Annotated in this window: 28 protein-coding genes; 19 read left to right on the forward strand and 9 right to left on the reverse strand. The window is 58.0% G+C overall.

The window, feature by feature from the left end:
* Nucleotides 1-3 precede the first annotated feature (3 nt).
* Together phnC and phnE are read left to right on the forward strand one after the other, a co-directional pair.
* Entirely contained in the window at nt 4-783 is a 780-nt protein-coding gene (phnC, locus tag HTIA_RS00580; protein WP_008525117.1) for a phosphonate ABC transporter ATP-binding protein, read from the forward strand.
* Nucleotides 780-1,745: a phosphonate ABC transporter, permease protein PhnE gene (gene phnE / locus HTIA_RS00585; protein WP_008525115.1), complete on the forward strand. Its 966-nt coding sequence runs from the start codon at nt 780-782 to the stop codon at nt 1,743-1,745. Before phnC ends, phnE begins: the two co-directional genes overlap by 4 nt.
* Here phnE and HTIA_RS00590 read toward each other — a convergent pair.
* Nucleotides 1,742-2,611 (reverse strand): helix-turn-helix domain-containing protein, encoded by an 870-nt coding sequence (locus HTIA_RS00590; RefSeq protein WP_008525113.1) that lies wholly within the window; start codon nt 2,609-2,611, stop codon nt 1,742-1,744. The two genes, phnE and HTIA_RS00590, sit on opposite strands and share 4 nt — an antisense overlap.
* Nucleotides 2,612-2,814: 203 nt before the next feature.
* On the opposite strand from HTIA_RS00590, the gene HTIA_RS15625 reads away from it, so the two are divergent.
* From HTIA_RS15625 to HTIA_RS00605, 4 genes are all read left to right on the forward strand, one after another.
* Nucleotides 2,815-3,837: a phosphate signaling complex PhoU family protein gene (locus HTIA_RS15625; RefSeq protein WP_008525111.1), complete on the forward strand. Its 1,023-nt coding sequence runs from the start codon at nt 2,815-2,817 to the stop codon at nt 3,835-3,837.
* Nucleotides 3,838-4,168: 331 nt separating this feature from the next.
* Nucleotides 4,169-5,830, forward strand: coding sequence for a response regulator (locus HTIA_RS00595; RefSeq protein WP_275040305.1), 1,662 nt, complete (start codon nt 4,169-4,171; stop codon nt 5,828-5,830).
* Nucleotides 5,831-5,902: 72 nt separating this feature from the next.
* Nucleotides 5,903-7,207: an IS4-like element ISHti13 family transposase gene (locus tag HTIA_RS00600; RefSeq protein ID WP_008528742.1), complete on the forward strand. Its 1,305-nt coding sequence runs from the start codon at nt 5,903-5,905 to the stop codon at nt 7,205-7,207.
* A gap of 21 nt (nt 7,208-7,228) precedes the next feature.
* Nucleotides 7,229-7,462, forward strand: coding sequence for an ATP-binding protein (locus HTIA_RS00605; protein WP_008523886.1), 234 nt, complete (start codon nt 7,229-7,231; stop codon nt 7,460-7,462).
* Here the strand turns inward: HTIA_RS00605 and HTIA_RS00610 are convergent.
* Nucleotides 7,459-9,558 carry a PAS domain S-box protein gene (locus HTIA_RS00610; protein WP_158413113.1) on the reverse strand — a complete coding sequence of 700 codons (2,100 nt, stop codon included), beginning with the start codon at nt 9,556-9,558 and terminating at the stop codon, nt 7,459-7,461. The genes HTIA_RS00605 and HTIA_RS00610 overlap by 4 nt on opposite strands.
* A 190-nt stretch (nt 9,559-9,748) precedes the next feature.
* On the opposite strand from HTIA_RS00610, the gene HTIA_RS00615 reads away from it, so the two are divergent.
* The gene (locus tag HTIA_RS00615) at nt 9,749-10,954 is read left to right on the forward strand and encodes an MFS transporter (RefSeq protein WP_008523884.1); all 1,206 of its coding nucleotides are present in this window, start codon (nt 9,749-9,751) and stop codon (nt 10,952-10,954) included.
* Nucleotides 10,955-11,244: 290 nt separating this feature from the next.
* On the opposite strand, the gene HTIA_RS00620 is transcribed toward HTIA_RS00615, so the two are convergent.
* Complete coding sequence (locus tag HTIA_RS00620) at nt 11,245-11,619, reverse strand: hypothetical protein (protein ID WP_008523883.1); 375 nt, start codon at nt 11,617-11,619, stop codon at nt 11,245-11,247.
* Between the two features lie 137 nt (nt 11,620-11,756).
* Here HTIA_RS00620 and HTIA_RS00625 point away from each other — a divergent pair, with 137 nt between their 5' ends.
* Both HTIA_RS00625 and HTIA_RS00630 read left to right on the forward strand, forming a co-directional pair.
* Entirely contained in the window at nt 11,757-11,993 is a 237-nt protein-coding gene (locus HTIA_RS00625; protein WP_008523882.1) for a hypothetical protein, read from the forward strand.
* A 94-nt stretch (nt 11,994-12,087) separates the two neighbouring features.
* A complete protein-coding gene (locus HTIA_RS00630) occupies nt 12,088-12,873 on the forward strand; it encodes a TSUP family transporter (protein ID WP_008523881.1) in 786 nt (261 codons plus the stop codon).
* A gap of 64 nt (nt 12,874-12,937) precedes the next feature.
* On the opposite strand, the gene HTIA_RS00635 is transcribed toward HTIA_RS00630, so the two are convergent.
* The 4 genes from HTIA_RS00635 to HTIA_RS00650 form a co-directional block, all read right to left on the reverse strand.
* Nucleotides 12,938-13,714 (reverse strand): methyl-accepting chemotaxis protein, encoded by a 777-nt coding sequence (locus HTIA_RS00635; RefSeq protein WP_008523880.1) that lies wholly within the window; start codon nt 13,712-13,714, stop codon nt 12,938-12,940.
* Between the two features lie 394 nt (nt 13,715-14,108).
* Nucleotides 14,109-14,726: a helix-turn-helix domain-containing protein gene (locus HTIA_RS00640; protein WP_044950595.1), complete on the reverse strand. Its 618-nt coding sequence runs from the start codon at nt 14,724-14,726 to the stop codon at nt 14,109-14,111.
* Nucleotides 14,727-14,788: 62 nt separating this feature from the next.
* Nucleotides 14,789-15,049 (reverse strand): hypothetical protein, encoded by a 261-nt coding sequence (locus HTIA_RS00645; RefSeq protein WP_008523877.1) that lies wholly within the window; start codon nt 15,047-15,049, stop codon nt 14,789-14,791.
* 61 nt (nt 15,050-15,110) lie between these two features.
* Nucleotides 15,111-15,542, reverse strand: a complete 432-nt coding sequence (locus HTIA_RS00650; RefSeq protein ID WP_008523876.1) for a hypothetical protein — start codon at nt 15,540-15,542, stop codon at nt 15,111-15,113.
* Between the two features lie 625 nt (nt 15,543-16,167).
* On the opposite strand from HTIA_RS00650, the gene HTIA_RS16565 reads away from it, so the two are divergent.
* The 5 genes from HTIA_RS16565 to HTIA_RS00675 are packed head-to-tail and all read left to right on the forward strand — an operon-like array spanning nt 16,168 to nt 19,116.
* Complete coding sequence (locus HTIA_RS16565; RefSeq protein ID WP_020935904.1) at nt 16,168-17,082, forward strand: midas domain-containing protein; 915 nt, start codon at nt 16,168-16,170, stop codon at nt 17,080-17,082.
* Nucleotides 17,083-17,115: 33 nt separating this feature from the next.
* Entirely contained in the window at nt 17,116-17,424 is a 309-nt protein-coding gene (locus HTIA_RS00660) for a hypothetical protein (RefSeq protein WP_008523874.1), read from the forward strand.
* A 24-nt stretch (nt 17,425-17,448) separates the two neighbouring features.
* Complete coding sequence (locus HTIA_RS00665) at nt 17,449-18,300, forward strand: FAD:protein FMN transferase (RefSeq protein WP_242401905.1); 852 nt, start codon at nt 17,449-17,451, stop codon at nt 18,298-18,300.
* Nucleotides 18,284-18,571 carry a hypothetical protein gene (locus HTIA_RS00670; RefSeq protein WP_008523872.1) on the forward strand — a complete coding sequence of 96 codons (288 nt, stop codon included), beginning with the start codon at nt 18,284-18,286 and terminating at the stop codon, nt 18,569-18,571. Before HTIA_RS00665 ends, HTIA_RS00670 begins: the two co-directional genes overlap by 17 nt.
* Complete coding sequence (locus HTIA_RS00675; protein WP_008523871.1) at nt 18,571-19,116, forward strand: hypothetical protein; 546 nt, start codon at nt 18,571-18,573, stop codon at nt 19,114-19,116. The genes HTIA_RS00670 and HTIA_RS00675 overlap by 1 nt, the downstream gene beginning before the upstream one ends.
* Here the strand turns inward: HTIA_RS00675 and HTIA_RS00680 are convergent.
* Complete coding sequence (locus HTIA_RS00680) at nt 19,110-19,631, reverse strand: winged helix-turn-helix transcriptional regulator (protein ID WP_008523870.1); 522 nt, start codon at nt 19,629-19,631, stop codon at nt 19,110-19,112. The genes HTIA_RS00675 and HTIA_RS00680 overlap by 7 nt on opposite strands.
* Before the next feature lie 3 nt (nt 19,632-19,634).
* Nucleotides 19,635-19,811 (reverse strand): hypothetical protein, encoded by a 177-nt coding sequence (locus HTIA_RS17065; RefSeq protein ID WP_242401906.1) that lies wholly within the window; start codon nt 19,809-19,811, stop codon nt 19,635-19,637.
* A gap of 1,118 nt (nt 19,812-20,929) precedes the next feature.
* Here HTIA_RS17065 and HTIA_RS00695 point away from each other — a divergent pair.
* The 5 genes from HTIA_RS00695 (at nt 20,930) to epsC (ending at nt 25,306) form a co-directional block, all read left to right on the forward strand.
* Complete coding sequence (locus tag HTIA_RS00695) at nt 20,930-21,487, forward strand: carboxymuconolactone decarboxylase family protein (RefSeq protein WP_008523867.1); 558 nt, start codon at nt 20,930-20,932, stop codon at nt 21,485-21,487.
* A gap of 2 nt (nt 21,488-21,489) precedes the next feature.
* Nucleotides 21,490-22,443, forward strand: coding sequence for a sulfite exporter TauE/SafE family protein (locus HTIA_RS00700; protein WP_008523866.1), 954 nt, complete (start codon nt 21,490-21,492; stop codon nt 22,441-22,443).
* 76 nt (nt 22,444-22,519) lie between these two features.
* Nucleotides 22,520-23,380 (forward strand): SDR family oxidoreductase, encoded by an 861-nt coding sequence (locus HTIA_RS00705; protein ID WP_008523865.1) that lies wholly within the window; start codon nt 22,520-22,522, stop codon nt 23,378-23,380.
* Between the two features lie 20 nt (nt 23,381-23,400).
* Entirely contained in the window at nt 23,401-24,369 is a 969-nt protein-coding gene (locus HTIA_RS00710; protein ID WP_008523864.1) for a patatin-like phospholipase family protein, read from the forward strand.
* Between the two features lie 61 nt (nt 24,370-24,430).
* Nucleotides 24,431-25,306 (forward strand): serine O-acetyltransferase EpsC, encoded by an 876-nt coding sequence (gene epsC / locus HTIA_RS00715; protein WP_020935907.1) that lies wholly within the window; start codon nt 24,431-24,433, stop codon nt 25,304-25,306.
* The last annotated feature ends 31 nt before the right edge of the window (nt 25,307-25,337 follow it).

Genomic DNA, 25,337 nt, shown 5'->3' on the forward strand with positions numbered 1-25,337 from the left:
CTCATGTTAAATATATCAAACTTATCAAAGCAGTACGACGATACAGTCGCATTAGATGATGTCTCGTTCGAGGTCAGCAACGATGAGTTCGTAGTTCTCCTCGGACCATCCGGCGCAGGAAAATCGACGCTCCTTCGGTGCTTGAACGGTCTCACTACCCCGACATCAGGGGAAATAACAATCGACGGGAAGACGCTAAAGGACTCCCGGGCGGACGTCGGGATGGTATTCCAACAACACAACCTTGTCGAGGATATGAGTGCTTTCAAAAACGCGCTAACCGGCGCGTTACATGACACGCCGTTCATCCGGAGTCTCCTCGGGTGGTACGGAGCGGACTCAGAGGCTGCAGCGCTGGAAGCCCTCCAAACTGTCGGGTTATTGGAAGAATCCCATCAGTCCGTTCACAGCATGAGCGGCGGTCAACAGCAGCGAGTCGGAATCGCCCGCGCTCTCGTTCAGGAGCCCAGCCTTATGTTGGCCGACGAGCCAGTTGCGAGCCTCGATCCGGGGAGTGCAGAGGAGGTGATGGACTGTCTCCGCAGAGCTTCCAGGGGCTGGAAAACGCCGGTGATTGCAAGCCTCCATCAAATCAATATCGCTCAGGCATTCGGAGACAGATTCATCGGCCTCCGCGAAGGCCGAGTGGTGTTCGATGGTGGTCCAAGTGAATTGACGACAGCGGTTCTCGACGATCTGTATCAAGGCGTTACAACAGTAACTGGCGCACCGTCGACAACCCCGAGCGACAAGGATCGTCCCGCTATGAAGCTCAAAACATGAAAGAGAGGGTATTCAAGCGGATTGGTCTCAGATCAAATAACTCCGCGAGGGATCGTAAACTGGCAGAACTCAAGCGACGGGCGTTTTTGAGTTGGATCAGAACAGTTGGCATATTTATACTGTTGGGAGTTGGGCTGCTGTTCGCGTACGATCAAGTCGGCTTTTCGCTCCGCGAGCTGGCAACGTTTCTCCCTGACTTTCTGACTGCAATGGGAGACTATTTCCCGACCACAGCGGTATTCGGACTGCCAGTCCTCGATTTCGGACGGTACTGGGCCTTTATTCAAGCGGAACAGCTGTTCCGCGCAGCCATCGTTACGGTTTCCATCGCGTTTGCGGGGACGCTAATGGGGACCCCCGGCGCATTCCTGCTGGGTGTACTCGGGAGCGAGCGCGTAACACCGTTCCCGTTCAATTTCATCTTTCGGTCGGTTATGAGCGTTATTCGGTCGATCCCTGCATTGGTCTGGGCACTCATTTTCATCCCGCTTGGCGGCGTCTCACCGCTGACCGGGACGCTCGCGATCACTGTCGACACAATGGGGTATCTCGGGCGGCTGTTTACTGACGAACTCGAAGAGATCGATACCGGGGTAATAGAAGGGGTGGCGAGTACTGGAGCGAGCAAACCCCAGACGGTTGCTTTCGGGATGATTAGTCAGGTCGCACGTCAGTACCTTGCGTGGTTTCTCTTCATCCTCGAATTCAACGTTCGGGTGGCTGTTCAACTCGGACTGATCGGGGCTGGTGGACTCGGGTACACCTTGCTCGTCCAGCGCCAAACGTTCAACTACACCAATATGATGGCGACGATCCTGGTCGTCATCGTCGTCGTTTTGAGCGTCGAAATCACAAGTACACGAATCAGGGCTCGCCTCCGAAAGGAAGCGCCCCCCGGCATAATTGAACTCATACGTGGGTTACCAGAGCGGTTAGCGAAGGTGTCCCGTTCAAAAGATTAGAGTTCGACGTGGCCGGGATCGAGTCCAGTACGAATCTGGACGGCGAGTTCACCGACATTGACCCAATGGTGGATGACCCGTTCGACCGTTCTGATCAGGACCACCAGATGACCATATATGTCGACATCAAACGCAGTTGCCAGTTCGTATAATTCGGATATCTGACGATGAGTCTGCTTCTCGGTACTGTGTAGTGTTGATATCTGGGAGACCTCGCTCCCGAAAAGGATTGTCTCAACGATATCAGAAATGTTCTCACCCGATTCAAAAATGTCGATGAGTCGGGTTTTGACGGTACCAGAAGGAGCAACTGCTGCCTGGGAGACGACCTCTGAAATAAAGCTGGAACGGTCGCCGACGATTTCGAGGTCTTTCGCGATCGATGCCAGATCTGCCGCTACCCGATTGCCTGGCCACTTAGTCGAGAGCGTGTACGATCGAAGTTCACTTAATACTGCGCCGTAACGTTCGTTTGTGACAGGCTCTAATTCCTCAGCTGTTCGTTGTGGATTATCACCCAAAAAGAGAGTCTTTGCGGCTTGATATTGTTTCCGAACGATATCGTAAAGCGATTGGAATAAATCAAGGATATGATCCACATCGTCAGTCCCATCTGAAGTCTTGTCCCGCAGAGGTGAGACAGCGTCAGCTGTCTCGTATACCGCCTCGTTATCGATGACGTAGGACTTCGAAATTATTCCCTCTGACTTCAGCTCTTGAAATATTTCTGATACATAATGAGTGGACAAATCCAGTTGGTCCGCCAGCTCCTCCTTGGTTTCGGGGGCAGTCGCATCGATCGCTTCGATAACGTGTGCAACGGTCGCTTCTCTTCCAGTTGGCCGGTTCGATTGGTGCCAAGGCATCTCTGTTACCTAGCATTCATCCATCGAGTGTTAACAGTGACCTGTAGAGAGTATAGAGAGTATGTACCGCAGAACTCGATCTGGGGCAAACACAGAGAGTACTCAGAAATAAGTATACCTATGGTACTATTAGAGAGATATGTACAGTACTATATTGGTGTTATAAGATTTTAAGGATAATCCTTCGAGAGTGTAGAGTATCTATGGAGACACGAAAGGCGCAGTTAACCGGCGGCACGACGTACACAGTCTCACTGCCAAAGCCGTGGGCTTCTGAACACGGCATCGAGTCCGGATCGCTGTTATATCTGTATCCGAACGAGGACGGGTCCATTCTTATCGAACCTGAAGCGTCTTCTGAAGGCGGTGCATACACAGCAACCGTCGATATTCAATCATACAGCGAAGATGAACTAATCCAAGCAGTCTATGCGTTGTATCTTTATGGATCCCATTCAATCACGCTCGTCGATTCAACAGGAGATGTGTCTGACCGAAAACAAACTGTTCAGTCTTTTCTCCCCCATCTCATCGGCTTCGAGATCATGGAATCCTCAAATGAAAAGTTAATTTTAGAGAACCTTACTAATGCGGAGAGTATTTCTGTTCGGAAGAGCGCACTACGCCTACGACTTATCGTCCTCTCCATGCAAAAAGATGCACTCGTCGCTTTCGTTGAAAATGATCATGAACTAGCTGAACAGGTTATTGACCGTGATGATGAGGTCGATAAACTCCTTGCACTCGTAATGAGGCATTTTCAACGGTCCCTGGAGAGTCTGGATGAGATCACACAACTCGATATATCGCGTGCAGAACTCTTCGAGTATTATTATACCACACGACAACTTGAACGCGTAGGCGATCATGCTGAAAAAATAGCTGAGTTAGTCATGAGCCAATCGGAACCGAGCCCGGACGAGTTATGTGAGAAAATTCATCATCTTGGAGAGGAATCACGCAAAATAATAGAGGAATCATCAAACATCATCTTATCCGATGTTACTATTTCAAAATCATTCGATATATTGCAGAAGCGAAATGATGTCGTATCCGAAATCACGCAGTTGGATCGCGAACTCTACGATCACGAGAGTTCGAAAATCGCGCATCAACTCGGACTAATTCTTGATAGTCTCCGGAGGAGTGCTGACTATGGGGCGAATATTGCTGAAGCAGCAATTCAAAATGCAGCCCGTACTGGCACGCTTCCGGACCAACGGTAAGTGGTGACGATTCAGGTATACTTTGTCCAATAGTCAATATAAAGTGGCAATGCAGGATTGACAATCGTAATGGGTAATCGCGACGGGCATCCCGTCACAGGACACCGGCTCGACTCGCCCCGACGGGAGTTCTCCGGGATCGAGTGCCTTGTGCCAGTGGATCTCCCTCGCCTCGTCGCAAGTGTTATTTGAGGACATATACCCCGATACACGCCGACAACCCAACTAAATCCCTGGTTACGGATGGGTTAGTGACCCGTCTTACCAGATGCTACCATGAATATACATATAGTAGTCGGGAGTCACATGTCGGTATGGACATCCCTTCCGGATTCTCTCGGTAGGCGATGAGCCGGCGTTTGTAGATGTAGTCGTGGATGGGCTACGGCGGAACGAGGACCGGTTCGACGTATTGGAGACAACGAATCCACACGAGGGGATCGAATACATCGAGGCGGAAGCGATCGACTGTGTGGTCTCAGCGTACGAATTACCCGACATGGACGGTATCGAATTCCTCGACACTGTCCGTGAAACGTATCCCGAGCTGCCGTTCGTGCTCTTCGCCGGAGACGGCTCGGCAGCGACCGCTCGTAATGCGTTCCTCGCGGGCGCAACGGACTACCTCCAGAAAGAAGCGCTACGCGACACGTCTACGTCGCTCTCCGACCGGATCATGGACGCCATCGACCGAGGCGATCGGACCGGACGCCGCTCGCAACGCTCACACGAGAGGGACCATCGGACAGCACTGTTCGACAACTCACCCGATCCGATCATTGAAATCGAATTCGACGGCGAGACGCCGATCATCACGGACGTCAACGCCGCATTCGAGGAGACGTTCGGATTCGATACGGCCGATACCGTCGGCCAGCCAGTCCGCGAGGTCGTCGTTCCGGAGGCGGAAGGTGCCGAACACGAGCGGCTGAAACGCCAGGTGTTCGAACGAAATTCCGTCGAGACGGACGTCCGCCGGGAAACGACACGCGGGATTCGGGAGTTCCATCTCCGGGTCATGCCGATCGACATCGGCGACGTTTCCGATGGCGCGTACGCCTGGTACACCGATATCACCGAACGAACGGAGCGTGAACGAGTGCTCGGCGAACTCCATGACGTGACCCGAAAATTCGCCCGAGCATCCTCGTCCGAAGAGATTGCTACTCTGGCCGTCGAAGCGGGGCGTGACATCCTCAAGCTACCGTACACACACTTCTACAAATTGACCGATAACGGGCAGAAACTGACGCCGATGGCGGCGACGCCAGAAATGGACGACCGATTCGGCGACCTTCCGTCGTTTGATCGAGGCGATGGATTACTGTGGAAGGCACGTGCGGCGGGCACGATCCAGCGGTACGACGACGTACAGGCGGAGGACGACCTGGCGAGCAACCTGCCGATCAGGGGCGCAATCATCGCACCGGTGGGTGACTTCGGGGTATTGGGGAGTGCATCGCCAGTGCCGGCTGAATTCAACGCGTTCGATCGGGAACTCGCCTCGATCCTGATCACCCAGATGGAAGCCGCGCTGGAAGCAGTACAACGACGAGAATCGCTCCGTGTCCACGAGCAGGAACTCGAACGACAGAACGAGCGCCTCGATGAATTCGCCAGCGTCGTCGCCCACGACCTTCGAAATCCCCTGAACGTGGCCACCGGTCGCGTCGAATTGGTACAGGCGGAGTCCGATTCAGACCATCTCGATGTCATCGATCGGGCGCTCGATCGGATGGACGCATTGATCGACCAGACGCTGACGCTGGCACAGAGCGGACAGGTTATCGGTGAGACTGAATCGGTGGATCTGTCCACCCTCTCCGAACAGTGCTGGCGTAACGTCGAGACGACCGATGCGACGTTGCGAACGGAAAACGCCCCGGTGATCGACGCCGATCCGGAGCGGTTACAGCATCTCTTCGAGAACCTCTACCGAAACGCGATCGAACACGGCAGCGACGACGTTACCGTGAGAGTCATGCGTCTTTAGCTAAGCGAAGAACCGCCTGACAGCAGCGGCTTATCGAGGTACCTTTGCAGGAGGATTGAGGAGGTTGCGAGTGTGCACAACGCTCCCTCCTCAGATCAGATTGAACGTCGGCTCACTACCCTCTTTCCCTCTGCTGCGCTGGAAGATCACGCCGAGGCTGTCGGCGTGATCGAACGAGACGGAAAGCTCCAGATCCCGCCGCTCGTGTGGTCGTTTGCGTTCGGCTTCGCCACTGGCGAGAGCCGAACGCTCGCAGCCTTCCGTCGGAGCTACAACTCCACAGCTGACAAACCGCTGTCTCCCGGTGGGTACTACCAGCGATTGACGCCGACGTTGGCAGAGTATCTCCACGACCTCGTCGAGTACGGCCTCGACGAGGTCGCTGTCCCCCACACTGTGACCGACCAGTTCGACCGATTCAGAGACGTGATGATTGCTGATGGGACGGTGTTGCGCCTGCACCAGTTCCTCTCCGATGAGTTCGAAGGACGCAACGAGGAGCAGGCTGGAGCACGGCTCCACCTGCTCCACAACCCGAGCGATCAGATGCTGGAACGATTCAGCATCACCGACGAGAAAGCCCACGACAGCACGGAGTTCAACACCGGCTCGTGGCTCGAACAGCGGCTGGTACTGTTCGATCAGGCGTATTTCAAATACCGGCGGTTCGCGTTGATCGACGAGAACGATGGCTACTTTGTGAGTCGGCTGAAACCCGACGCAAATCCGGTTGTAACGGACGAGTTACGGGAATGGCGTGGCGACGCCATTCCCTTGGAAGGAGAGAAGATCCACGATGTCGTTGAGGATCTCTACCGGAAATACATCGATGTGGAAGTCGAGGCTGAGTTCAAGCGCGGGCCGTACAACGGAACACGGTCGCTGGACTCCAAGCGGTTCCGCGTCGTCGGCGTCCGCGACGAGGACGCCGACGACTACCATCTGTACATCACGAATCTGCCGCGTGAGGAGTTTCTCCCGGAAGATTTAGCGACGATCTATCGGTGTCGGTGGGCTGTCGAGCGGTTGTTTCGGGAGCTCAAGACGCAATACGGACTGGATGAGTTCGACACAACGAAAGAGCACGTTGTGGAGATTCTGGTGTATGCGGCGTTGTTGTCGCTGTTAGTGAGTCGTGAGTTGCTGTCGCTGGTGACAGAGTGCGCCGATGATGAAGCTGTCTTCCCTCCAGGGCGTTGGGCGGCGACCTTCCGGTCGCACGCCCAACTCATTCTCAACGATTTGGGTGAATTCCTCGGCTACTCGCCACCTCCGCTGTTGGAACGGCTGATCGAAGATGCACAGAAAATCCATAGCCAACGACCGATACTACAGGAGACGCTCGCTACCGCTACACAACCGAGGACTGAGGCTTAGCTAAAGACGCATGCCGTGAGAGTGGGCGGACTGGACGACGGCTTCTACGTCGCGGACGACGGGCCGGGAATTCCAGTCGAAGAGCGCGAAGACGTTTTCGAGACCGGGTACTCGACGAACGAAGACGGGACGGGCTTCGGATTGAGTATCGTCCAACAGATCGTCGAATCCCATCACTGGGAAATCCGGTTGACAGCGGGGGCAGAAGGGGGCGCACGATTCGAGATTACCGGTGTCGAATGTAGTGCGGCTTAGTCAGTCGAGAACACGATTCGGACAACGCTCCCACGGGGCTCGTTCTCGTCAAACTCCAGGACTCCATCAGCACGCCGAACGACAAGGTTAACGAACCATAGATCCAGGCCGCTCCCGTGGTACAGTGGTTCGATGCGTTTCTCTCCAGTCAGTACCTCTTGTTCCATTTCCGGGATTCCGGGGCCGTCGTCTGTAATGATCACTGACGTCTCGTCCGCAGACCGTTCGAGTGTTACCTCGACCGACGGCTGTACTCGATCGGAGTGTTCGATGGCGTTTTCGATCAACTCTCTGATCGCTTGCTCAATCTCCGGAGGGACACTCACTTCACAGCTTTCCGGTGCGTGGAGCCTCACGTCTGCAGCCGAATGACTGTCAGCAATAGCCGAGACGAGCGTCTCGAGCAGCAGGGCAAGATCGATCGCCTCGGGGGCAGGCGGATCAGCCAGCAGATTCGTCACCTGTCGCTCCTTATCGACGGCATCGAGGAGGTTCTCACCTGTCCTGAAAATCCGTTTTGCACTGTCTGCAACCGACCCCGACGTTTCGTTCTGGATAAACTCCGAATTCCCCAAAATGACTGTCAGGGCATTGTGGAAGTTGTGGCGAAGGACTCTATCGAGAATTTGCAACTGTGTCACGCGTTCTTGCTTGTCGGAAACATCACGGATAAGGCCAATAAATCCAGTCACTTGCCCCTCGTGATCGCGCAAATAATACACGTTCGTCTCGCCGGGAAACATCTTCCCCGACTGTTTCTCGTACCTGACGATGGTGGTGAATTGCGGATCGCCGAAGTGGCCATCGATCGCCTCGCCCATCGCTTCGTATTCCTCTGCACTCTCGTAGACACATCTCGTGTGCTTCCCCTTGATGTCGTCCGGTTCGTATCCGAACAGCTCGGTGAATGCTGGGTTGCAGTCGACGATTTGACGATCCGTATTGGCGACCAGGATTGCATCACGGATACTATCGAACAATGATTCGTAGCGCTCTTTTTGTGCCTGTAAATTGCGTTCCTGCTGGATCCGGTCGGAGATATCCCTCTGGATAGCGACGAACCCCCGGGCCTGTCCGTTGGCGTCGGTAATCGGTGCGATCGTTTGATAAGCGTGATACAGCTTGCCGTCCTTCCGTTGATTCACCAACTCCTCTTCCCAAATGTCGCCGGAACGAATAGTTCCCCAGAGTGACTCGTAGTAGTCCTCGGACATCTCCCCGGAGTTCATGATCCGGGGATTCCGTCCAATCGCATCTGACGAGCTAAATCCAGTGATCGACTCGAAGGCAGGATTGACGTATTCGATACGTCCGTCAGCGTCAGTGAGGTATATTGCGTGACCAGCCGCTTCGGCCACCCGCCTGAAGCGGCGTAATTCGAGTTGCATGTCCTCCTTTTCGCTAATATTTCTAAAAATCAATAGTATCGCATCTGACCCATCCCACTCGATCGATATTGCAGTGATTTCGACTGGTGTCCGTGTCCCTTTGTGACCGGTAGCAGTCACGTCGAACCGATCCACGCGAGCGTCGCCGGTCCGTATTGCGTTCAGGCTTCGAGCGACGGTCGCTCTGTCAGCGGCCGCGATATACGCAGTAACGCTGTTGTCAGCTATTGCTCCGAGTGACGTGACCTCAAACAAGTCGAGTGCACATTGATTCACATAGGAAAAGGCAGCGTCTTGAACAATCGCTATCGAATCTGGACTGGCTTCAAGCAGTATCTTGATACGTGACGCAGAATCCGTAAGTGATCGCTGTTTCTGTTGATAGGCAATCGAATCATTGATCAGTGTCGCAAGTTCGTCCCATTGATCCTGAAATCGATCTTTAATTAGATACTCAGTCACGCGCGCGCTGACCGCTTCACTCGCAACCCGCTCGTTGCCTTCGCTTGTAAACAGCACAAATGGAATATCGGGATACTGTGCTCGAACCGAACGGAGCAATGCCAATCCATCGACTGCGGGAACAGTGTAGTCACTGACGATACAATCAACGGGGTCTCTCGCGTCAAGTATATCGAGTGCGGCGGTGACAGTCGGCGCTGTGGAGACGGTGAAATCGCCCGAAGCAGATATTTCGCGAGCGAACACGTCGGCCCACGCAGTGTCGGCACTAACGTGAAGGATTGATCGCGCCTCGGATCGTTGACCCACCGGACCCATAGTCTAAATTTACGTGGTCGTGGATCATATAATCCGGGGACGTATCAGAAGAACACGTATAGTCCACGATACATACAGATACAACGCTTATGCGGGGCCAGCGTTGAAGCGGAAACGGATGAACCTCAGCAGATACCGGGTCCTCCTCATCGTCGCTATCGCCGAACTCCTGGCGATGGCGCTCTGGTTCAGTGTGTCGGCAGTCGGCCCGGAACTCGAAGCGGCCTGGAATCTGTCGAGCGCCCAGACAGCGTGGTTGACCAACGCAGTGCAACTCGGCTTCGTCCTCGGTGCCGTCCTGTCCGCGACGCTCACCCTCTCGGATACGATTCCGCCGCGGTATCTCTTTGCAGTCTCGGCTGCCATCGGTGCCGGAGCGACGGCGGTTATTGCACTTGCGGTGTCGTCGTTCCTTCCCGCGGTATTTTTGCGACTGCTGACTGGTGTCGCACTGGCCGGTGTGTATCCGACTGGGATGAAAATCATGGCGGGCTGGTTTCAGGATGGTCTCGGGTTTGCCATCGGCACGCTCGTCGGTGCATTGACAGTCGGATCGGCATTGCCGCATCTGCTTCGAGCGATCGGGGGCGTCGGCCGCCCGCGTGCCGTCCTCCTGGGTGCGAGCGTGCTTGCAGCGGTCGGTGGTGTGCTCGTGCTCCTGGTAGGGCCAGGCCCCTACCAGGCACCGGCAGCGCCGTTCGATCCCGGTGCCGTTCGGCGGATGCTCGGCGACCGCGGGACGATGCTCGCAAACATCGGGTACTTCGGGCACATGTGGGAACTGTATGCCGTTTGGGCGTGGATTCCGGTGTATCTGACTGCGAGTTTCGCGGCTCGGGGCGAGCCAGCACCCACACTCGCTTCCCTGCTCGCGTTCGGAACGATTGCAGTGGGAGGTATCGGCGCGCTCGTCGCTGGTGCCTTCGCCGACCGGATCGGACGGACCAGCGTCACGAGCGCAAGTATGATTGTCAGCGGCGCTGCATGTCTCGGTGCCGGTTTCGTGTTCGGTGGCCCTCTGCTCGTCCTCGTCCCGTTCCTGATGATTTGGGGCTTCGTGATTGTTGCTGACTCCGCGCAATTCTCGGCGGCCGTCTCCGAACTCGCCGAGGACAGTTACGTCGGCTCGGCCCTGACACTGCAGACTGCCATCGGCTTTCTCCTCACGGTGGGGTCGATCCAGGTCACCCCGATCATTGCGGACGTCGTCGGTTGGCAGTGGGCGTTTGCACCGCTGGTCATCGGCCCGCTCGTCGGGACCGTCGCAATGCTGTGGCTCCGTCGGCTTCCCGAGGCAACCGCGTTAGCTGGCGGTCGGCGCTGATCTCGGCCGATGGTGCGATGAGCGGTCCCTTCCGCGGACGGTGATCCAATTCCCGGCGGAACAGCCTGTGAGTATGCATGGCGCTCGGTGAGACGAACCAACCGAACAGCTACGTGAGTGTGTTCAAACCGTCCGACCGTCCCAATTGCATGGTGAGGACGCCGACAGCGACGGTCATTTCCTGCCGAAGCGAGCGACGAACTCCTCAGAGAAGGGAACAAGCGATCTGACTGGGAGACACTGTCTCGCTCGAAAGTCGATCGGTTGGATTGGGTCCCGGCGCTGAGGAACTACCCCTCGCGTGCCCATTCGATAGCGTCCGAACGGTCATCAGTGACGGTGATATCCAGGCCGCTCGTGTGCATCTTGCCTCGGAGAGACAACGCTTTGATCCCGTCTGCGACAGTCGCCCAGCGACTGATTCCACCGGTGACTGCCCGTTCGGCCGTCCGCTCCCAGACGTCAAACGTCTCGGGCGTAAAGGGATCCGCAAGTTCGACGACGGTCACTAACCCATCGGCGTCGTGCTCTGTGAGTAGCCGTTCGTACGTCTCGTAGGCTTCTTCGCCGAACGTCTCCAGGTCCATCCCCAGGAGGAACTCGAAGACGATGACGCCATCGTCGAACTCCGCGGTCCATCTGTCGCCTCGCTCGGCCTCGGACATACGTCTAGAGTGCGGTGGCCCGCCATTTCAACCCTCTTGAGGGACGGGAAAGCGAGTTACGACGCCGTTACATGGAGGCTCTTTGTGCGTGCAGTCACTGACGATGGTCCTATTGTCCAGGCGGTCATGGGCGCAGTATGGAACAACAGATACAAATCTCGGATGATCTCGCCAGTCATATCAACAGGTTCGCGGCGGACAACGACATTGGAGTTGACGACGCGTACGAGTTGCTCATCGCGGTCGGGTTCGAGACGATCGACGGGATCGCCTTCGACGTGTACGTGGAGGACGACCGACTGTTGTTCGAATGCCCGGCGTGTGGGGAAGCGTTCGAACATCCGGAGAGGGCCCTGTCACACACGTGTGAATAGGTAAGGCTCGATCGCTAAGTGATCAGTCTCTCCACGTTCGGCCTTACTTCGAAGTAGCCACACTGTTTAGCAGCGTGGTGTCGTAGCAAGACGCATGCTCTCGGCGTTCACGCCTGAATTGATCGTCGCTATGGCCGTCGTCATTGTCGTCGCCGGGGCGGTTAACGGCCTCGCTGGCTTTGGGTTCGCCCTCGTCGGAACGATGGCGCTGGCGACGGCCATCGACCCGACGACGGCCGTCGTGTTCATGATCGCGCCGATTCTGGGCGTGAACCTCTCGCTGCTGGGCGACCTCTCGATCGAAGACCTCCAAACGTGCGGCCGTCGGTTCTGGCCGCTCATGCTCGCAGCGCTGGTCGGGACGATCACCGGTCTCGTCGTCCTCGACCGTGTCCCCCAGGGCCCACTGAAGCTCGGCCTGGGCGTCATCTCGCTGGGGTTCGTCCTCAGCACCCAGCGAATCGTTCCGATTCCGGGCCTCGATCGCGCCAAAGACGGCTGTTTCGTCGAATCGACCGCGGGCATGCTCGGCGTGGGTGCCGTCTCGGGCCTGCTCTTTGGTGGGACGAACGTCGGCGTCCAACTGGTCGCGTACCTGCGCAGCTGTAACCTCTCTCACGGCCTGTTCGTCGGCGTCGTCGCGATGGTCTTTCTGGGCCTTAACGGGATTCGGATCGGTGCTGCGGGTGCACTCGGACTTTACCCCAGCGCCGGACTCGCCGTTGCCTCGTTCGTTGCTGTCGTCCCGGCCGTCGCCGGCGTCGCCGTGGGGAAGCGACTGCGGACGGCTGTGGACGAACGCGAGCGCCGGATCGTGGTTCTGGCACTCCTGACCGTGATCGGTGTTCGACTGGTTCTCGGTGGCCTGGGAATCGCCTAAGCAATCCTCCAAACCAACCCACTCCCAAGCAGTTACCGCAGGTGATGCAGAGAAGATGGCGAGACTACGTCCGGGAACCGTCGAGACGCTCGTCGAGTTCGTTCGCCTGGCTGATGGCGTCGATGACCTTGCTCGCAAGCGCTTCGATGTCGTCCGCATAGGTCTGGGTCGTCTCGGCCATCGAATCGACACTTTCGGAGGTCTCGACCGCACTGTTGGCGATGGCGTCAAGATCCCCGACAGTTTCGGAAATGGACGCAGTCGCGCTCGCAGTCCTGTCATCGACGGTGTCGATGTGTTCGATGGTGTCGGTCGTTTCCTCACGAACGTCCGCGACGATCTCCTCGATACTCCCAGCGTGGCTCTGTGCTTCCTCTGCCAGGTTCTTGACCTCATCTGCGACAACGGCGAACCCCTCGCCGGCCTCGCCGACCCGGGCGGCCTCGATCGAGGCGTTCAGCGCCAGCATGTTCGTCTGGTCGGCAATCTCGTCGATGACGGCGACGATCTCGTCGATCTCGGACATCGTCTCCCGAAGTTGTTCGAGTTCTGCACAGGCCGTGGCCGCCGCCTGCTGGGCGTCGCGTACGTCGGCGTGTGCCTCGTGGGCCGAGGACTGGGCGCGCTCTGCCAGGTCGGCCGTCTCCGAACTGGACTCGTTGGCCTGTGCGGCGTTACGAGACAGCGAGTCGATAGCGTCGCTGGACTCGCTGAGTTCCGACCCGATGATAGATAGCAGTCGGGAGTGTTCCGTGGCGAGTTTGCCGAGACGGTCGTCGTCAATGCCCGCAGTGTGGCCCCTGTCATCAGCTGACGGGAGAGTCGCTCCTGGATCGCTCATCGACGCGCGCCTCCGATTCTCACGGGATTCAGGAACGTCGAACCGGGTAACCCGGACCTCAGTCCCGCTTTTATCTGCCGTGTGTGAACGTCCAACAGTAATGTCCGACGACGAACACGCCTGCAAGTGCGGCGAGACGTTCGACACCCTCGATGAACTGAAAGCACACGCCGAGGAGAACCATCCCGACCGCTACGAGGAGAAGTTCGAGTAGATCCCGAACAGTCGGCGTCGGAGTGTTCTTCTCGCTGGTGCCACTGGCCGGGGCGCATCACGCCCACCTCGTTCTGTGACGGTTGAAATGCATGAGCTACCCGAACCGACGGTGAACGCCATTCTAAAGATGGCTCCGATGGGTAACTCGCCGACAGATCTCCGGTAACTATATAAGAGGTTACTGATCGTCGGCTCGCGCGCCGTCGAACTCTTCCCAGAAGACGGTGTCAAGCGACTCCTCGTGGTCGGCGTCGAGATACTCCGCCTTGGTGAGATTAGCTTCCTCAATGAGCGCGGCGGCTTCGCCGGCCCAGGCGTAAAAGCCCGTCAGCGTCTCACGGCGCATTTCGTCGAGATCCACCGAGTGAAACACGGAGACGAACCCGCCCCCCTCGCGGTTGAGCTGGGATTTCTGGAGCAAGCCCAGATCGACGAGCTCGTTCAGATACGACCGGATCGTACTCTCGTCGTAGTCCAGTTCAGCGGCCACCTCCGCCGGCGAGAGCGGTCCCTCGCCGATGACGCACAGACAGATGTCCAGGCCAGCCTTAGGAAGCCCGAAGGCGTCGAGCAGCACCTCCCTGATGTCCGGCGGCTCGATGTCCATCGTCGTCTCGGTGACGCGTTCCATCGGTTCGTCGTGGCAGGTCATGCCGCCCTCGCAGTCCTGCATCGAGAGGACGACGTTCCGGCAGTCGGTACAGCGATAGATCGCGTACGGACGGTCGCTAATGTCGCTGTTCTCGCCCATCTGGGAGCGAAACGCCATTGCTTCCTCGGAGTTTTTGTGACTCATCGATCGTCTCAGCGTACCTATATCACTAAGTGGATCGCGTAAAGAGTTTTCGTGCACATCGGTCAGCCGGAGTCCTTGGTATCGACAATTATCGGCCCGCATTCGACATCGAGTTCAAGGAACTCCCGACCGGTCACCGTCGGTCGATATCCGTCATCGACGACGGCGAGTAACTCACAGTCGACCAGTTGGCGAAATCTCGTCGCGATCGCAGCCTTGGAACGGTCAAGATTCCCCGTGATAGCCGCTGGAGTGACTGGCTGGTTGGTGCTGTCGAAATATTCGACGGCAGCAGCCAGTACCGGGCAGTTTTCGTGTTGCATTAGCGGTCTCTAGTGTAAGCCATTGGTCGTGGGCAGTAGCTATCGTTTGTCAGCTGTCCACTTAGACGACACCCGCGCCGAGGATGCCCCCGAGGATGACCCCGTAGACCAGATGGAAGAAGAGGAACAACCCGACATCCTTCGGCTCGGGATCCAGCGCGAGGACGACATTCATCCAGAAGCCGGCAGCGCCGATGAACAGCACGACCCCATAGGCAAGTCCGGCACCGAGGGCAGTCACGAGCGCCACGTCGCCGAATCCGATGGCCGGCAGTACAGTCGCCAACACGACGCCGGCCCCAACGCCGTAGAACATGTGCAGGATCATCCCCTGGAGCATGTACGACTCCGGTCCCTCGCTGCCCACGTACTTCGACCAGAACAGCGCCGTGGGCGGCGGGGAGTCGTCCCCGAGGGTCATCATGAAGACGGTCATGACGACCGTCGCGATCAATCCACCGACGAGCCCGCCGAGCAGCGTGATTTCGACCATTGTATGTCTCCAGTGTGCCCGGTCTCCCGGGTCACGTTGTCTATCCAGAGGGACTACCACACATAACGTCTTGCTGAGGGGCGAGAAAGGCAGTCACGGGAACGTAACCATCCGGACCCTCCAAGGACTCATTACGAAATTTTCAGGAATTGGAGATGATAACGGCCGTCTTCGAACTGGAAGAAAACAGGCCGGATGCTAACGATTCGACGGTTGGACGACGATTCGACGGTTGGACGCGAACGCATTTTTCTATTCGTAGGTAGGTACAGTTGCAATGACGAGGCCCACCCGACGTGGTATGGCGGCAGTGCTTGCAGCCCTGTTCGTGACGAGTGCAGGACTGGCAGGTGTTAGCGCGGCAGTAGCGACCCCCACCCAAAGCGGTGGTGAATCCATAACCACGGGATCATACACGGATACAACAGCGTCGAATTCCACCGCTGCAAACCCGTCACAGTCACCGAAGATATCCCCCATCCAGCAGAATCTGCTCCTGAGGCTGTTGGGAGTTTTCGATTACGAGAGTGTATCCGAGACGACAACCAGTCCGTTCGCTGTCGCTACGCTGCTGGATCTCGACACCACAGCTGGAAGCGGGAACGAGTCGGGCGAGGTCTCTCTCGTGGACGAGTTGAACGAGACCAGTGATGACGATCTGAACGAGACCAGTGATGACGATCTGAACGAGACCAGTACTGACGATCTGAACGAGACCAGTACTGACGATCTGAACGAGACCAGTACTGACGATCTGAACGAGACCAGTACTGACGATCTGAACGAGACCAGTACTGACGATCTGAACGAGACCAGTACTGACGATCTGAACGAGACCAGTACTGACGATCTGAACGAGACCAGTACTGACGATCTGAACGAGACCAGTACTGACGATCTGAACGAGACCAGTACTGACGATCTGAACGAGACCAGTACTGACGATCTGAACGAGACCAGTACTGACGATCTAAACGAGACCAGTGATGACGATCTGAACGAGACCAGTACTGACGAAGTTGAAGAAACACCGCTCAACGAGTCTGACGAGGGGATTAACGAGACGGAAGACGACCTGAACGAAACTGATTCGCAAAACGATGACGATAACACGCAGGCTGACAGCAATGAGTCAGTGACCAACGACTCCTCAGAAGAGACCAGCGAAGACGAGCGTAGCAACCAGTCTCGAGAAGAGTCACAAAACGACAACACCGACGAGAGCAGCGACGACCAACACGAAGAGTCACAGGACGAGAGCAGCGACGACCAACACGAAGAGTCACAAAACGACAACACCGACGAGAGCAGCGACGACCAACACGAAGAGTCACAGGACGAGAGCAGCGACGACCAACACGAAGAGTCACAGGACGAGAGCAGCGACGACTCCCAAAGCGAGAGCGACGATTCCCAGGACGATAGCAACGCTCAGGATAGCAGCAACGACCAAGACGACAGCAGCGACGATTCGGACGAAGAGAGCACGGACGAGAGCGATACCGAAACCGGCGAAGACACCGACAGCGACGACAGCTAACCCCACGACGGTACATACGACCGATTACTACCCATGAACATTCCAATCCCCAACAATCGACTCGTTGCGCTCACCCTCGCTGGCGCACTCTTGACCACGGTCGTCGCCGCCGCCCTCGCAGTCCCCGGTCTCGGACTTGCCTCCCCTGGAGACTCAGATACCGCACCGACCGGCACGAACGTATCCGGACAGCAGGTCGCCGCAGACGCGCTCACCCCGAACCAGGACTTCAGCCCCGCTGTCCAAACCCAATCCAGCTATGAAGACGGCGAACACGAAGCGGAGGAACACGAAGAAGACGAAGAAGACGAGGAAGGCGAATATGAGGAAGGCGAGGAATAGGTCACGATGAGGGCACGTCTCCCAATGGCATACGAGCGTCTCGGTAAGGACGCCGGGGAATTCCGCTGCTGTGATACTGATTTCCGTATTCAAGCGATGGGGCTGCGAGCCAGCTATGCAGTAGCTGCGGTCCGGCGCACCGCGAAAACCCTCGAACAGCAACTCGACGCGTTCGACGCGACGAGCGCCGTGAGCGAACTCAACAAGAAAGGGGCCGTCAAGAACGACCACGTCGCACGCCTCGTACGTCGTGGCCTCGAATACTACGACCGTACCGACCACGTCTTCGACATCCACCAGGGCCGCGTCGAACACGACCTCAAGGACTTCTTGCGTGGCACCCAGCATTCACTCCCCGACACCTTCGAGACAGGGACCGTCACAGTTGATAACGACCACGTACGGACGAGCGCGCCACTCGACCTCAACGGGCTTGCCAAAGGCTACATCGTTGATCAGGCCGCAGAGACACTTGACGGACTCGGCCGCCATGGATTCGTCAGTGGCGGCGGTGACATGTCTCCACCGACGGGGCCAGTCGCGATCGAGAGCCCGTACGGCGACGATACCCCGCTGAAAACGCTGGATACCGACTGGGCGGTCGCTACCTCCGGCGGCTACCGGCGTGAGCGGGACGGGACGGATCACATCTACGACCCTACCGCAGAACGCCTCGGCTCCCGCCACGAGTCTGTCACCGTCGTGGCTCGGCGCGACTGTATGGAGGCTGACGCCGTTGCCACGACACTCGCGGCCCTCTCCCTCGCTGATGCGAAGTCACTTGCCCAGGAGTGGCCCCATCTGGACGCCCTCATCATTCACGACGGCGTCTTCCATCCGACGACGAATTTCACAGATCATGTCGTGGACACATAAGCAACGTGTCTCCATCGTTGCACTCGTAATCCTGGTTGTCTCGGTACCAGTGCTCTGGCAGGTTAGCAACGTGCGGGCCGCTTATGCGTCCGAAGACCAACAGAGTGAGCTCCTCACCCAGACGGTAACGACACGGCAGGCACCCACTGACTACGACGGGGATACTGTCACCGATTCGACCGACAAGTGCCCGACGCGGCCGGAAGCCGAGAATGGATTTCAGGACACGGACGGGTGTCCAGACGTGGTCGCAACCACGGGGGCCTCGTAATGTCCCAACTCGTCTGGCTCCTGGACCGTGGCGCGGGACTCGTTGCCTACCCGGCGTTGTACCTTGCGGTGCTCACGGGGATCTTCTACAACACTGAGGCATTCGGTGTGCTCCACACGGCGGCCCGTCGCGTCCACATCGAGATCTCGGTGTTTGCGATGCTTGTTACGCTTCTCCACGCTGGCCTCGGACTTCTGGACGCGTGGTTCGTCCTCTCCGGGGAAGCGCCCGCCCCAGCGTACTCGCTGTCGTACTTCCTCGGTGGCGTCGTGGTCGGAGTTGGCGCTCTCCTCATGCTCGTCGTGGCCGTGCTCGGCTTTACCGATGCCAAGCGATTCGACGACCCGTGGGGACCCCGCGTCGTGCACAGCTTCGCCTACGGCGGCTTCGGATTCGGGACGATTCACGTCGCCGCTATCGGCACTGACATCGCGGGTCTGATCGTTCCAGTGCTCGCTCCCTCAATGATGTTTCTCGCGTACGTGCTCCTGTTGCGACTCTTCGTGCTCCGGAGGAGCGAGCGGGCATCGCCGGCTAGTCAATAGCCGTCCCAGAGGCCGAGGAGCCGGTCAACGACGCGGTCAGTGAACGATTGCTGATGGATCGTATAGAGATATTTGACGCGATCCGGATCGGTCACCTCGTAGACGACGCTTCGTCCGTCCCGTTCTTTGGCGACGAGCTCAGCGTCAGCGAGTTTTGAAAGATGCCAGGAGATCGTCGATTGGGCTTTGTCGAGACGATCGCTCAGGGTAGTCGTCGAGAGCGGCCCGTCCGCGAGTAAGTGGGCGAGAATGCGGCGGCTGTACTCCCGGCGCAGGGCATTCATCACCGTCTGTTCCGCCTCTGCGAAGTCCGCAGCCGGGTAGTACCGCGTGTACTTGCCATCGTCAGAAATATCGACCAAGTCCTCGTCGACCAGCTGGCGGAGGTGGTACTGGAGCGTCCCCTGCGCGTATGAAAGCGTGTCCAGAAGCGCCCGGAAGTGAATCCCTGGAGTATCAGCGATCTCCTGGTAGATAGCTCGTCGTGACTCCAGCTCGATGTCTCTGTCAGTCATTGATCACTCTCTCGTCAACGCGATGAAAAACGTGAACAGGCCGCCGAGGATGAGGAGTGCACTCCCGTGTTCGAGCAACTCGGCCGTGCTCGCGCCAAGAGATGACAGCAGGGGGTATTCGAGGAAGACGACGAGCCCGTAGAGAGCGAACATCGCGTAGCCGGCTGTAACGATGCCCATACGGCGGTCACGTTCGCGGCGCCACGCCAGATAACTGAGCACGCTGAGTGCGACTGCCACGAGGAAGATACCGAAACTGATGTACTGTTCGAGAAGCGACGCAAGCGTCATATTTGGTAGGGGTGACGCGGAGTTTTCAGTGACCGGCTATTTCTCAGCATGTCCGAGGGTACGGTCGGATGGTGCAAAACAATTGGCGTCCAATCGTCGAATAGACGAGACAGAACAGAGCCAATTAATTCGACAGCCCGAGCAGGCCGAGTACTCGGGATCGTTGGGAAACGCTTCGATCATCCGTAATGAGCGCTCTATTCCGTCCACTGAACCGGCGAACGGACGGCGAAGTGGGTTCACCGCCTCGAGTTCGCGGCCCTTGAGTCGCACATGGCTTGCGAACAGAAGACGAAATCCTTCGTGTCTCAAAGCACTCGACTCTGCGGCAGTCACCAATACGCGTATGCAAAAACCTGGGCCGAATACACTCATACGTTGACGGAACGGTTCGCGTCACGAGCAACGAGAGTGACTGAACGTGGCAGCGAGCGGTGACCTGATCGCAACCATTGAGGGTCTCGCTCGTCGCGGTCCCGTTCTTATACTGGTGGCGATACTATTTCGAAATGCTCTGGCACGCCGTCGTGCCAGATATCTCTACGAACGTATAGCCACCAATACAGTGTCACGGCGAATCTTTCGGTCACTGTCAATGATATCGACCTCGCCGTCAGTACTGTCCAGGATCGTATTCGGGTACAGGCATCAACGGTGTGGGACGCGTTTCGTCTGCTACGGAGTGAACCTAGCCGGTTGCGGGGCCACTCACGAGTCCTGTCCGAGGCTGAGCTGACCGTCGAGATACGAATAGGCAGTGCCGTGATTGAGAGTCCCGGAACGGACGCCGTCGCCGGGTGGCTGGCACACCAACTCAGACTGGGGCCAGTCGAGGTTTGCCTCCGGACGATACTGCCAGCCATCCTTCGGTTCCGATAACGGAACCACGGTGTTGCCCGAGCAGACGACCAGAACTCGTTGACCCATCCTGAATTTGACTGGTGTCAACGAGAGAAGGTTACCACGAGGTGAGGTGGAGATTTAACCCATCCGGGTGAGTTTCAAGTGTGACTCGACTCGATCTGCTCGACATCGACGAGATTCCCGAGGAGTATCATCACCTGTTCACCGACGATTACCTCGGCGATCGACACATCTTCCGCGTCTGGGCGCACAACCCGGAAATCCTCGAAGCCACGCTGGAGTACCTCAACACGCTGTACGATCAACTCACTCCGCGGACGAAGGAACTGGTCATCCTCACGGTCGCTCGGACGCGGAAGGCGCGATACGAGTGGCACCAGCACGTCGGCATTGCGCGGCCGAAAGGCGTCGAAACCAGCGAAATGCGCGCGATCGGCGGCGACGACTTCTCCGTGTTCCCCGACAAGGAGTACGTCCTCGTGCAGTACGCTCGCGCGGTCGCAAATGGCGACGTTACCGACCAGATTCACGACGCACTCGCAGAGGTCTACGATCCCGGCGAGATCGTCGCGATCGGTCTCATCGTCGATTTCTACGTCGGGCTGTGTAACTACGTCGCGTCGGTCGATCTGCCCTTCGAGGGCGGCGAGTTCGTCGGCTGGACGCCGAGCGACGAGCGGATCGCCGACTTCTTCGAATAAGGATGGACGTGCCAGTGCGGGCCAACCGGTTCGTCGCGTTCGGGGCCGTGACCTCGCTGAGCATGGTCGCCGTCTCGGGCCAACTCCCGTCGATCGGAGCGTTCCCGACGACGCAGTTCCTCGCTCACTGGTGGGTGTTCCCCGCCTCGATCGTCTTCTCGACGATCGCGCTAGCCGCCGGTGTCTCGGGGGCGCTCTTTTTCAGCCCATTCTTCATGCTCGGCGTCGGGCTGACCCCCGCCCAGGCGATCGGTGCCGGTCTCCTGACAGAAGTCTTCGGGATGGGCAACGGCCTCCGGTCGTACGTCAAGCAGGGCGTCGTTGATTACGATACCGCTAAATGGCTGCTCCTCGGTGCGATCCCCGCGGTCGTCGTCGGCGCATTGCTCGCTCATGCCGTCGATCCGACACTGTTGAAACTGCTGTTCGGAGCAGGGCTAATCGCACTCGGGGCATTCCTCGTCTACTACGATCCACCGGAGGACTGCGAACCCGGGGAATGCGAGGGTGAGTTCCTCGAAGCACAAAACACGGGCCGCGGCACGACGACGATCGAAGCGGCCGACGGCGAGACGTTCACCTACGAGACGTGCTGGCGAGCGCCCGGATTGACACTCTCGACCGTCGGTGGGTTCATTACCGGACTCATCAGTGCCGGATTACCCGAGATCGTCACGACACAGTTGATCGTTCGGTGTCGGCTGCCACCGCGCGTCGCGGTCGCGACGAGCGTCTTCACGCTCGGGATCGCCACCGGTGCGGGCGCGCTCGTCCACGCCCTCTCGGCCTCGCCGGTCTGGTACGTCGTCGCGTGGTCGATCCCGGGCGTGCTCGTCGGCGGGTCGATCGGGACTCGAATCGGCAAGTACGTTCCGAGCGATCTGATGGAAGTCGGCCTCGGGATCGTCTTCGGCCTCGTGGGCGCGCTGGTGCTCGGCGTCGAACTGCTGGCCTGATCCGTCCTGAGGGGGGCTTCCCTCCTTACCTGGACGTGAGCTACCGTTATCAGTGAGGGACGCAAATTCTGTCTGTATGAGTGATGACTTCGAGTTGACTGAACCTGAATTGACTCCCGAGGACCTTCTGGTTCTGGAGGACCCCCGATTCACCGAAGAGAGCGTCGCCCTCGTGACGGGCGCGGCGTCGGGTATCGGCCAGGCGACGGCCGTCGCACTGGCCGCCAACGGCCTGACGGTCGTCGGTGCGGACGTAGACGAGGACGGTCTCACTGAGACGGGCGATCTGATCGCCGAGTTCGATCTACCCGGCCCGTATCACCCAATCGAGACCGATCTCACCAGCGACGATGACGTGGACGCCGTCGTTGAGGCCGCCGCCGAGCAAGGCGACCTCCGATACGTCGCCAACATCGCCGGGATGCAACACATCGACCCGATCGCGGAGTTCCCGATGGACAAATACGACCTCCTGACGGACATCATGCTCCGGGCCCCGTTCTACACCGCAAAGCGAGCAATGGCTCACATCCGCGAGACCGACGACGGCGTGGGAGCCATCGCGAATATGTCCTCGGTGCACGGCCACTACGCCACGCAGGCCAAGCCGGCCTACATCACGGCTAAACACGGCATTACTGGGCTGACACGAGCGATCGCTGCCGAAGGCGAGGGATCCCTCCGCGGGTTCTCCGTATCGGTGGGGTACGTCCTGACGCCGCTGATGGTCAACCAGATCCGTGACACTGCTGAGGAACGTGGAATCAGCGAGCAGGAAGTCGTCGAGGACGTCATGCTCGGCCAGGCCCGCACCAAGGAGATGATGACGCCCGCCGAAGTCGCGAACCTCTTCGTGTTTGGCTTCTCGTCTCACGCCAGTCACCTCAACGGCGGTGACCTCCTGTTCGACGGCGGCTACACCACCACCTATGAGTGAGCCCCACGAACGTCAGCGCGATGACTGAGACGACAAACGTGGCCATCGCCTGTCAGGGCGGCGGCAGCCACACGGCGTTTACCGCGGGCGTTCTCGAAGAGATGCTTCGAACGTGCGACTGGGACGAGGAGTTCGAACTCGTGGGCATCAGCGGCAGTTCCGGCGGTGCGTTCAACGCCCTCGCCGCCTGGTACGGCCTCGTGACCGACGGGCCCGAGCGGGCGGCCGATCTCGTCAACGCTATCTGGGACGACCTTGCGGCAAGTGATTACGACGATCGACTGCTCAACTCCTGGCTGAAAGGAATCAACAGACTCCAGGCGAGTGGAATGCCGCTTCCCCAGATGAGCCCCTACCAGGTTCCGGGTAAGGAGATCGGCAAGGAACGCATCCGCGATGTCTTAGAAACCCACATCGACTTCGAGGCAATCCCCGACTACTGTCGGTTGAGCAACCCGGAACTCGTCGTCGGGACGGTCAACGTCAACGCGGGAGTATTCGAAACGTTCGTCGACGAGGACGTGACCGTCGAGGCCGTCCTCGCGTCGGCGGCCGTTCCCAACGTCTTCGAGGCTGTCGAGATCAACGGCCACTACCACTGGGACGGGCTGTTCTCCCAGAACCCGCCCGTCGGCGACATGATGCATCAGCCACCCGATCGCAAACCCGACGAACTCTGGATCATCCAGATCAATCCCCAGGAGTTCGAGGGCGAACCAACGAGCGTAGAGGAAATTGCGGATCGGCGTAACGAGCTCTCGGGGAACATCTCGCTGAATCAGGAACTGGGCTTCATCGAGCAGATCAACGACTGGGTCGAGGACGGAAAACTCCCTGCCGAGGAGTTCTCGAAGACCGACATCCACCGTATCGATATGGGTGAGCGATTCCACTGTTCGACGAAAATCGACCGTGATCCGGCGTTCATCGACAAACTGATCGATCTCGGGAACCAGCGGTGTGAGCAGTTCCTCAGGGAGCGTCAATGACTCGGCAGTCACTGATCCGACAGCGCAACGAATCTAAGGAGACATCTCCAAGACCAGACGAATGACATACGAATATACAGGCGACATACATAACAGTCTCGTCGAGTCGTATCGAGCGGACGAATCGCCGTTTCCAACGGATGGTTCACGGACGTATCCTCGCCGTGAGTTCCTGCGTGAGGAACCCCCGCTTTTGAAACAGCTCCTGTTCCCCAGGTGCTGGAACGCATCGGAGTTGCTGGACGATCCCGATGCAACGCAGAGTCGTCTGACCGAGCTTGGTCGCTGTATGCAGATGGGTATCTCCGCCTATTCGGATCACGACGAAGCAACCGTGACGGAGATCGTCGACAGGACGCTGGATCAATTGTCGGCAATTCGACGTACCCTCAAAAAGGACGTCGAGGCGGCGTACAAGGGCGATCCGGCAGCGAAGAGTTACTGCGAGATCATCCGGTCCTATCCCGGGTTTCACGCAATCTTAACCCACCGTGTCGCGCATGCTCTCTACGAGGAAGATATTTTCGCCTACGCCCGGGAACTCGCCGAGTATGCGCGAACCGAGACGGGCATCGACATCCACCCGGGTGCCGAAATCGGCGAGCACTTTTTCGTCGATCACGGGTCGGGCGTCGTGATCGGCGAGACCGCGACCGTCGGTGACTGGGTCCGAATCTATCAGAACGTCACGCTCGGGACGCTGCACTTCGAGGAAGAAGAGGAGGGCGAGGGCCATATGCTCGCAAAAGACTACAATCGCCATCCCGACATCGGCGATCACGTCGTCATCGGTGCTGGAAGCAACGTGCTCGGGACGGTCGAGATCGGCGATCACGTGAGTATCGGTGCGAACTCCTGGGTGACTGAAGACGTTCCCGACAACACGAGCGTGGTTATCGCCGATCATCCCAAACAGACGCGGAAACCGAACCGGTGACTGACTGATACTCGCGTCGCACGAACCTGAG

Origin of the sequence: Halorhabdus tiamatea SARL4B, from assembly GCF_000470655.1 — an archaeon.
Taxonomy (GTDB): domain Archaea; phylum Halobacteriota; class Halobacteria; order Halobacteriales; family Haloarculaceae; genus Halorhabdus; species Halorhabdus tiamatea.

Excerpts from the sequence above, each read along its gene's own strand:
- HTIA_RS00665 (WP_242401905.1), top strand. The coding sequence starts at position 17,449 with ATGGCATACGAGCGTCTCGGTAAGGACGCCGGGGAATTCCGCTGCTGT.
- HTIA_RS00635 (WP_008523880.1), bottom strand. The coding sequence starts at position 13,714 with ATGAGCGATCCAGGAGCGACTCTCCCGTCAGCTGATGACAGGGGCCAC.
- HTIA_RS00660 (WP_008523874.1), top strand. The coding sequence starts at position 17,116 with ATGAACATTCCAATCCCCAACAATCGACTCGTTGCGCTCACCCTCGCT.
- HTIA_RS00590 (WP_008525113.1), bottom strand. The coding sequence starts at position 2,611 with ATGCCTTGGCACCAATCGAACCGGCCAACTGGAAGAGAAGCGACCGTT.
- HTIA_RS00680 (WP_008523870.1), bottom strand. The coding sequence starts at position 19,631 with ATGACTGACAGAGACATCGAGCTGGAGTCACGACGAGCTATCTACCAG.
- epsC (WP_020935907.1), top strand. The coding sequence starts at position 24,431 with ATGACATACGAATATACAGGCGACATACATAACAGTCTCGTCGAGTCG.
- HTIA_RS15625 (WP_008525111.1), top strand. The coding sequence starts at position 2,815 with ATGGAGACACGAAAGGCGCAGTTAACCGGCGGCACGACGTACACAGTC.
- phnC (WP_008525117.1), top strand. The coding sequence starts at position 4 with ATGTTAAATATATCAAACTTATCAAAGCAGTACGACGATACAGTCGCA.
- HTIA_RS00700 (WP_008523866.1), top strand. The coding sequence starts at position 21,490 with ATGGACGTGCCAGTGCGGGCCAACCGGTTCGTCGCGTTCGGGGCCGTG.
- HTIA_RS00705 (WP_008523865.1), top strand. The coding sequence starts at position 22,520 with ATGAGTGATGACTTCGAGTTGACTGAACCTGAATTGACTCCCGAGGAC.
- HTIA_RS00670 (WP_008523872.1), top strand. The coding sequence starts at position 18,284 with ATGTCGTGGACACATAAGCAACGTGTCTCCATCGTTGCACTCGTAATC.
- HTIA_RS00640 (WP_044950595.1), bottom strand. The coding sequence starts at position 14,726 with ATGAGTCACAAAAACTCCGAGGAAGCAATGGCGTTTCGCTCCCAGATG.
- HTIA_RS00650 (WP_008523876.1), bottom strand. The coding sequence starts at position 15,542 with ATGGTCGAAATCACGCTGCTCGGCGGGCTCGTCGGTGGATTGATCGCG.
- HTIA_RS00675 (WP_008523871.1), top strand. The coding sequence starts at position 18,571 with ATGTCCCAACTCGTCTGGCTCCTGGACCGTGGCGCGGGACTCGTTGCC.
- HTIA_RS00615 (WP_008523884.1), top strand. The coding sequence starts at position 9,749 with ATGAACCTCAGCAGATACCGGGTCCTCCTCATCGTCGCTATCGCCGAA.
- HTIA_RS00625 (WP_008523882.1), top strand. The coding sequence starts at position 11,757 with ATGGAACAACAGATACAAATCTCGGATGATCTCGCCAGTCATATCAAC.
- HTIA_RS00645 (WP_008523877.1), bottom strand. The coding sequence starts at position 15,049 with ATGCAACACGAAAACTGCCCGGTACTGGCTGCTGCCGTCGAATATTTC.
- HTIA_RS00630 (WP_008523881.1), top strand. The coding sequence starts at position 12,088 with ATGCTCTCGGCGTTCACGCCTGAATTGATCGTCGCTATGGCCGTCGTC.
- HTIA_RS00620 (WP_008523883.1), bottom strand. The coding sequence starts at position 11,619 with ATGTCCGAGGCCGAGCGAGGCGACAGATGGACCGCGGAGTTCGACGAT.
- phnE (WP_008525115.1), top strand. The coding sequence starts at position 780 with ATGAAAGAGAGGGTATTCAAGCGGATTGGTCTCAGATCAAATAACTCC.
- HTIA_RS00710 (WP_008523864.1), top strand. The coding sequence starts at position 23,401 with ATGACTGAGACGACAAACGTGGCCATCGCCTGTCAGGGCGGCGGCAGC.
- HTIA_RS17065 (WP_242401906.1), bottom strand. The coding sequence starts at position 19,811 with ATGGGCATCGTTACAGCCGGCTACGCGATGTTCGCTCTCTACGGGCTC.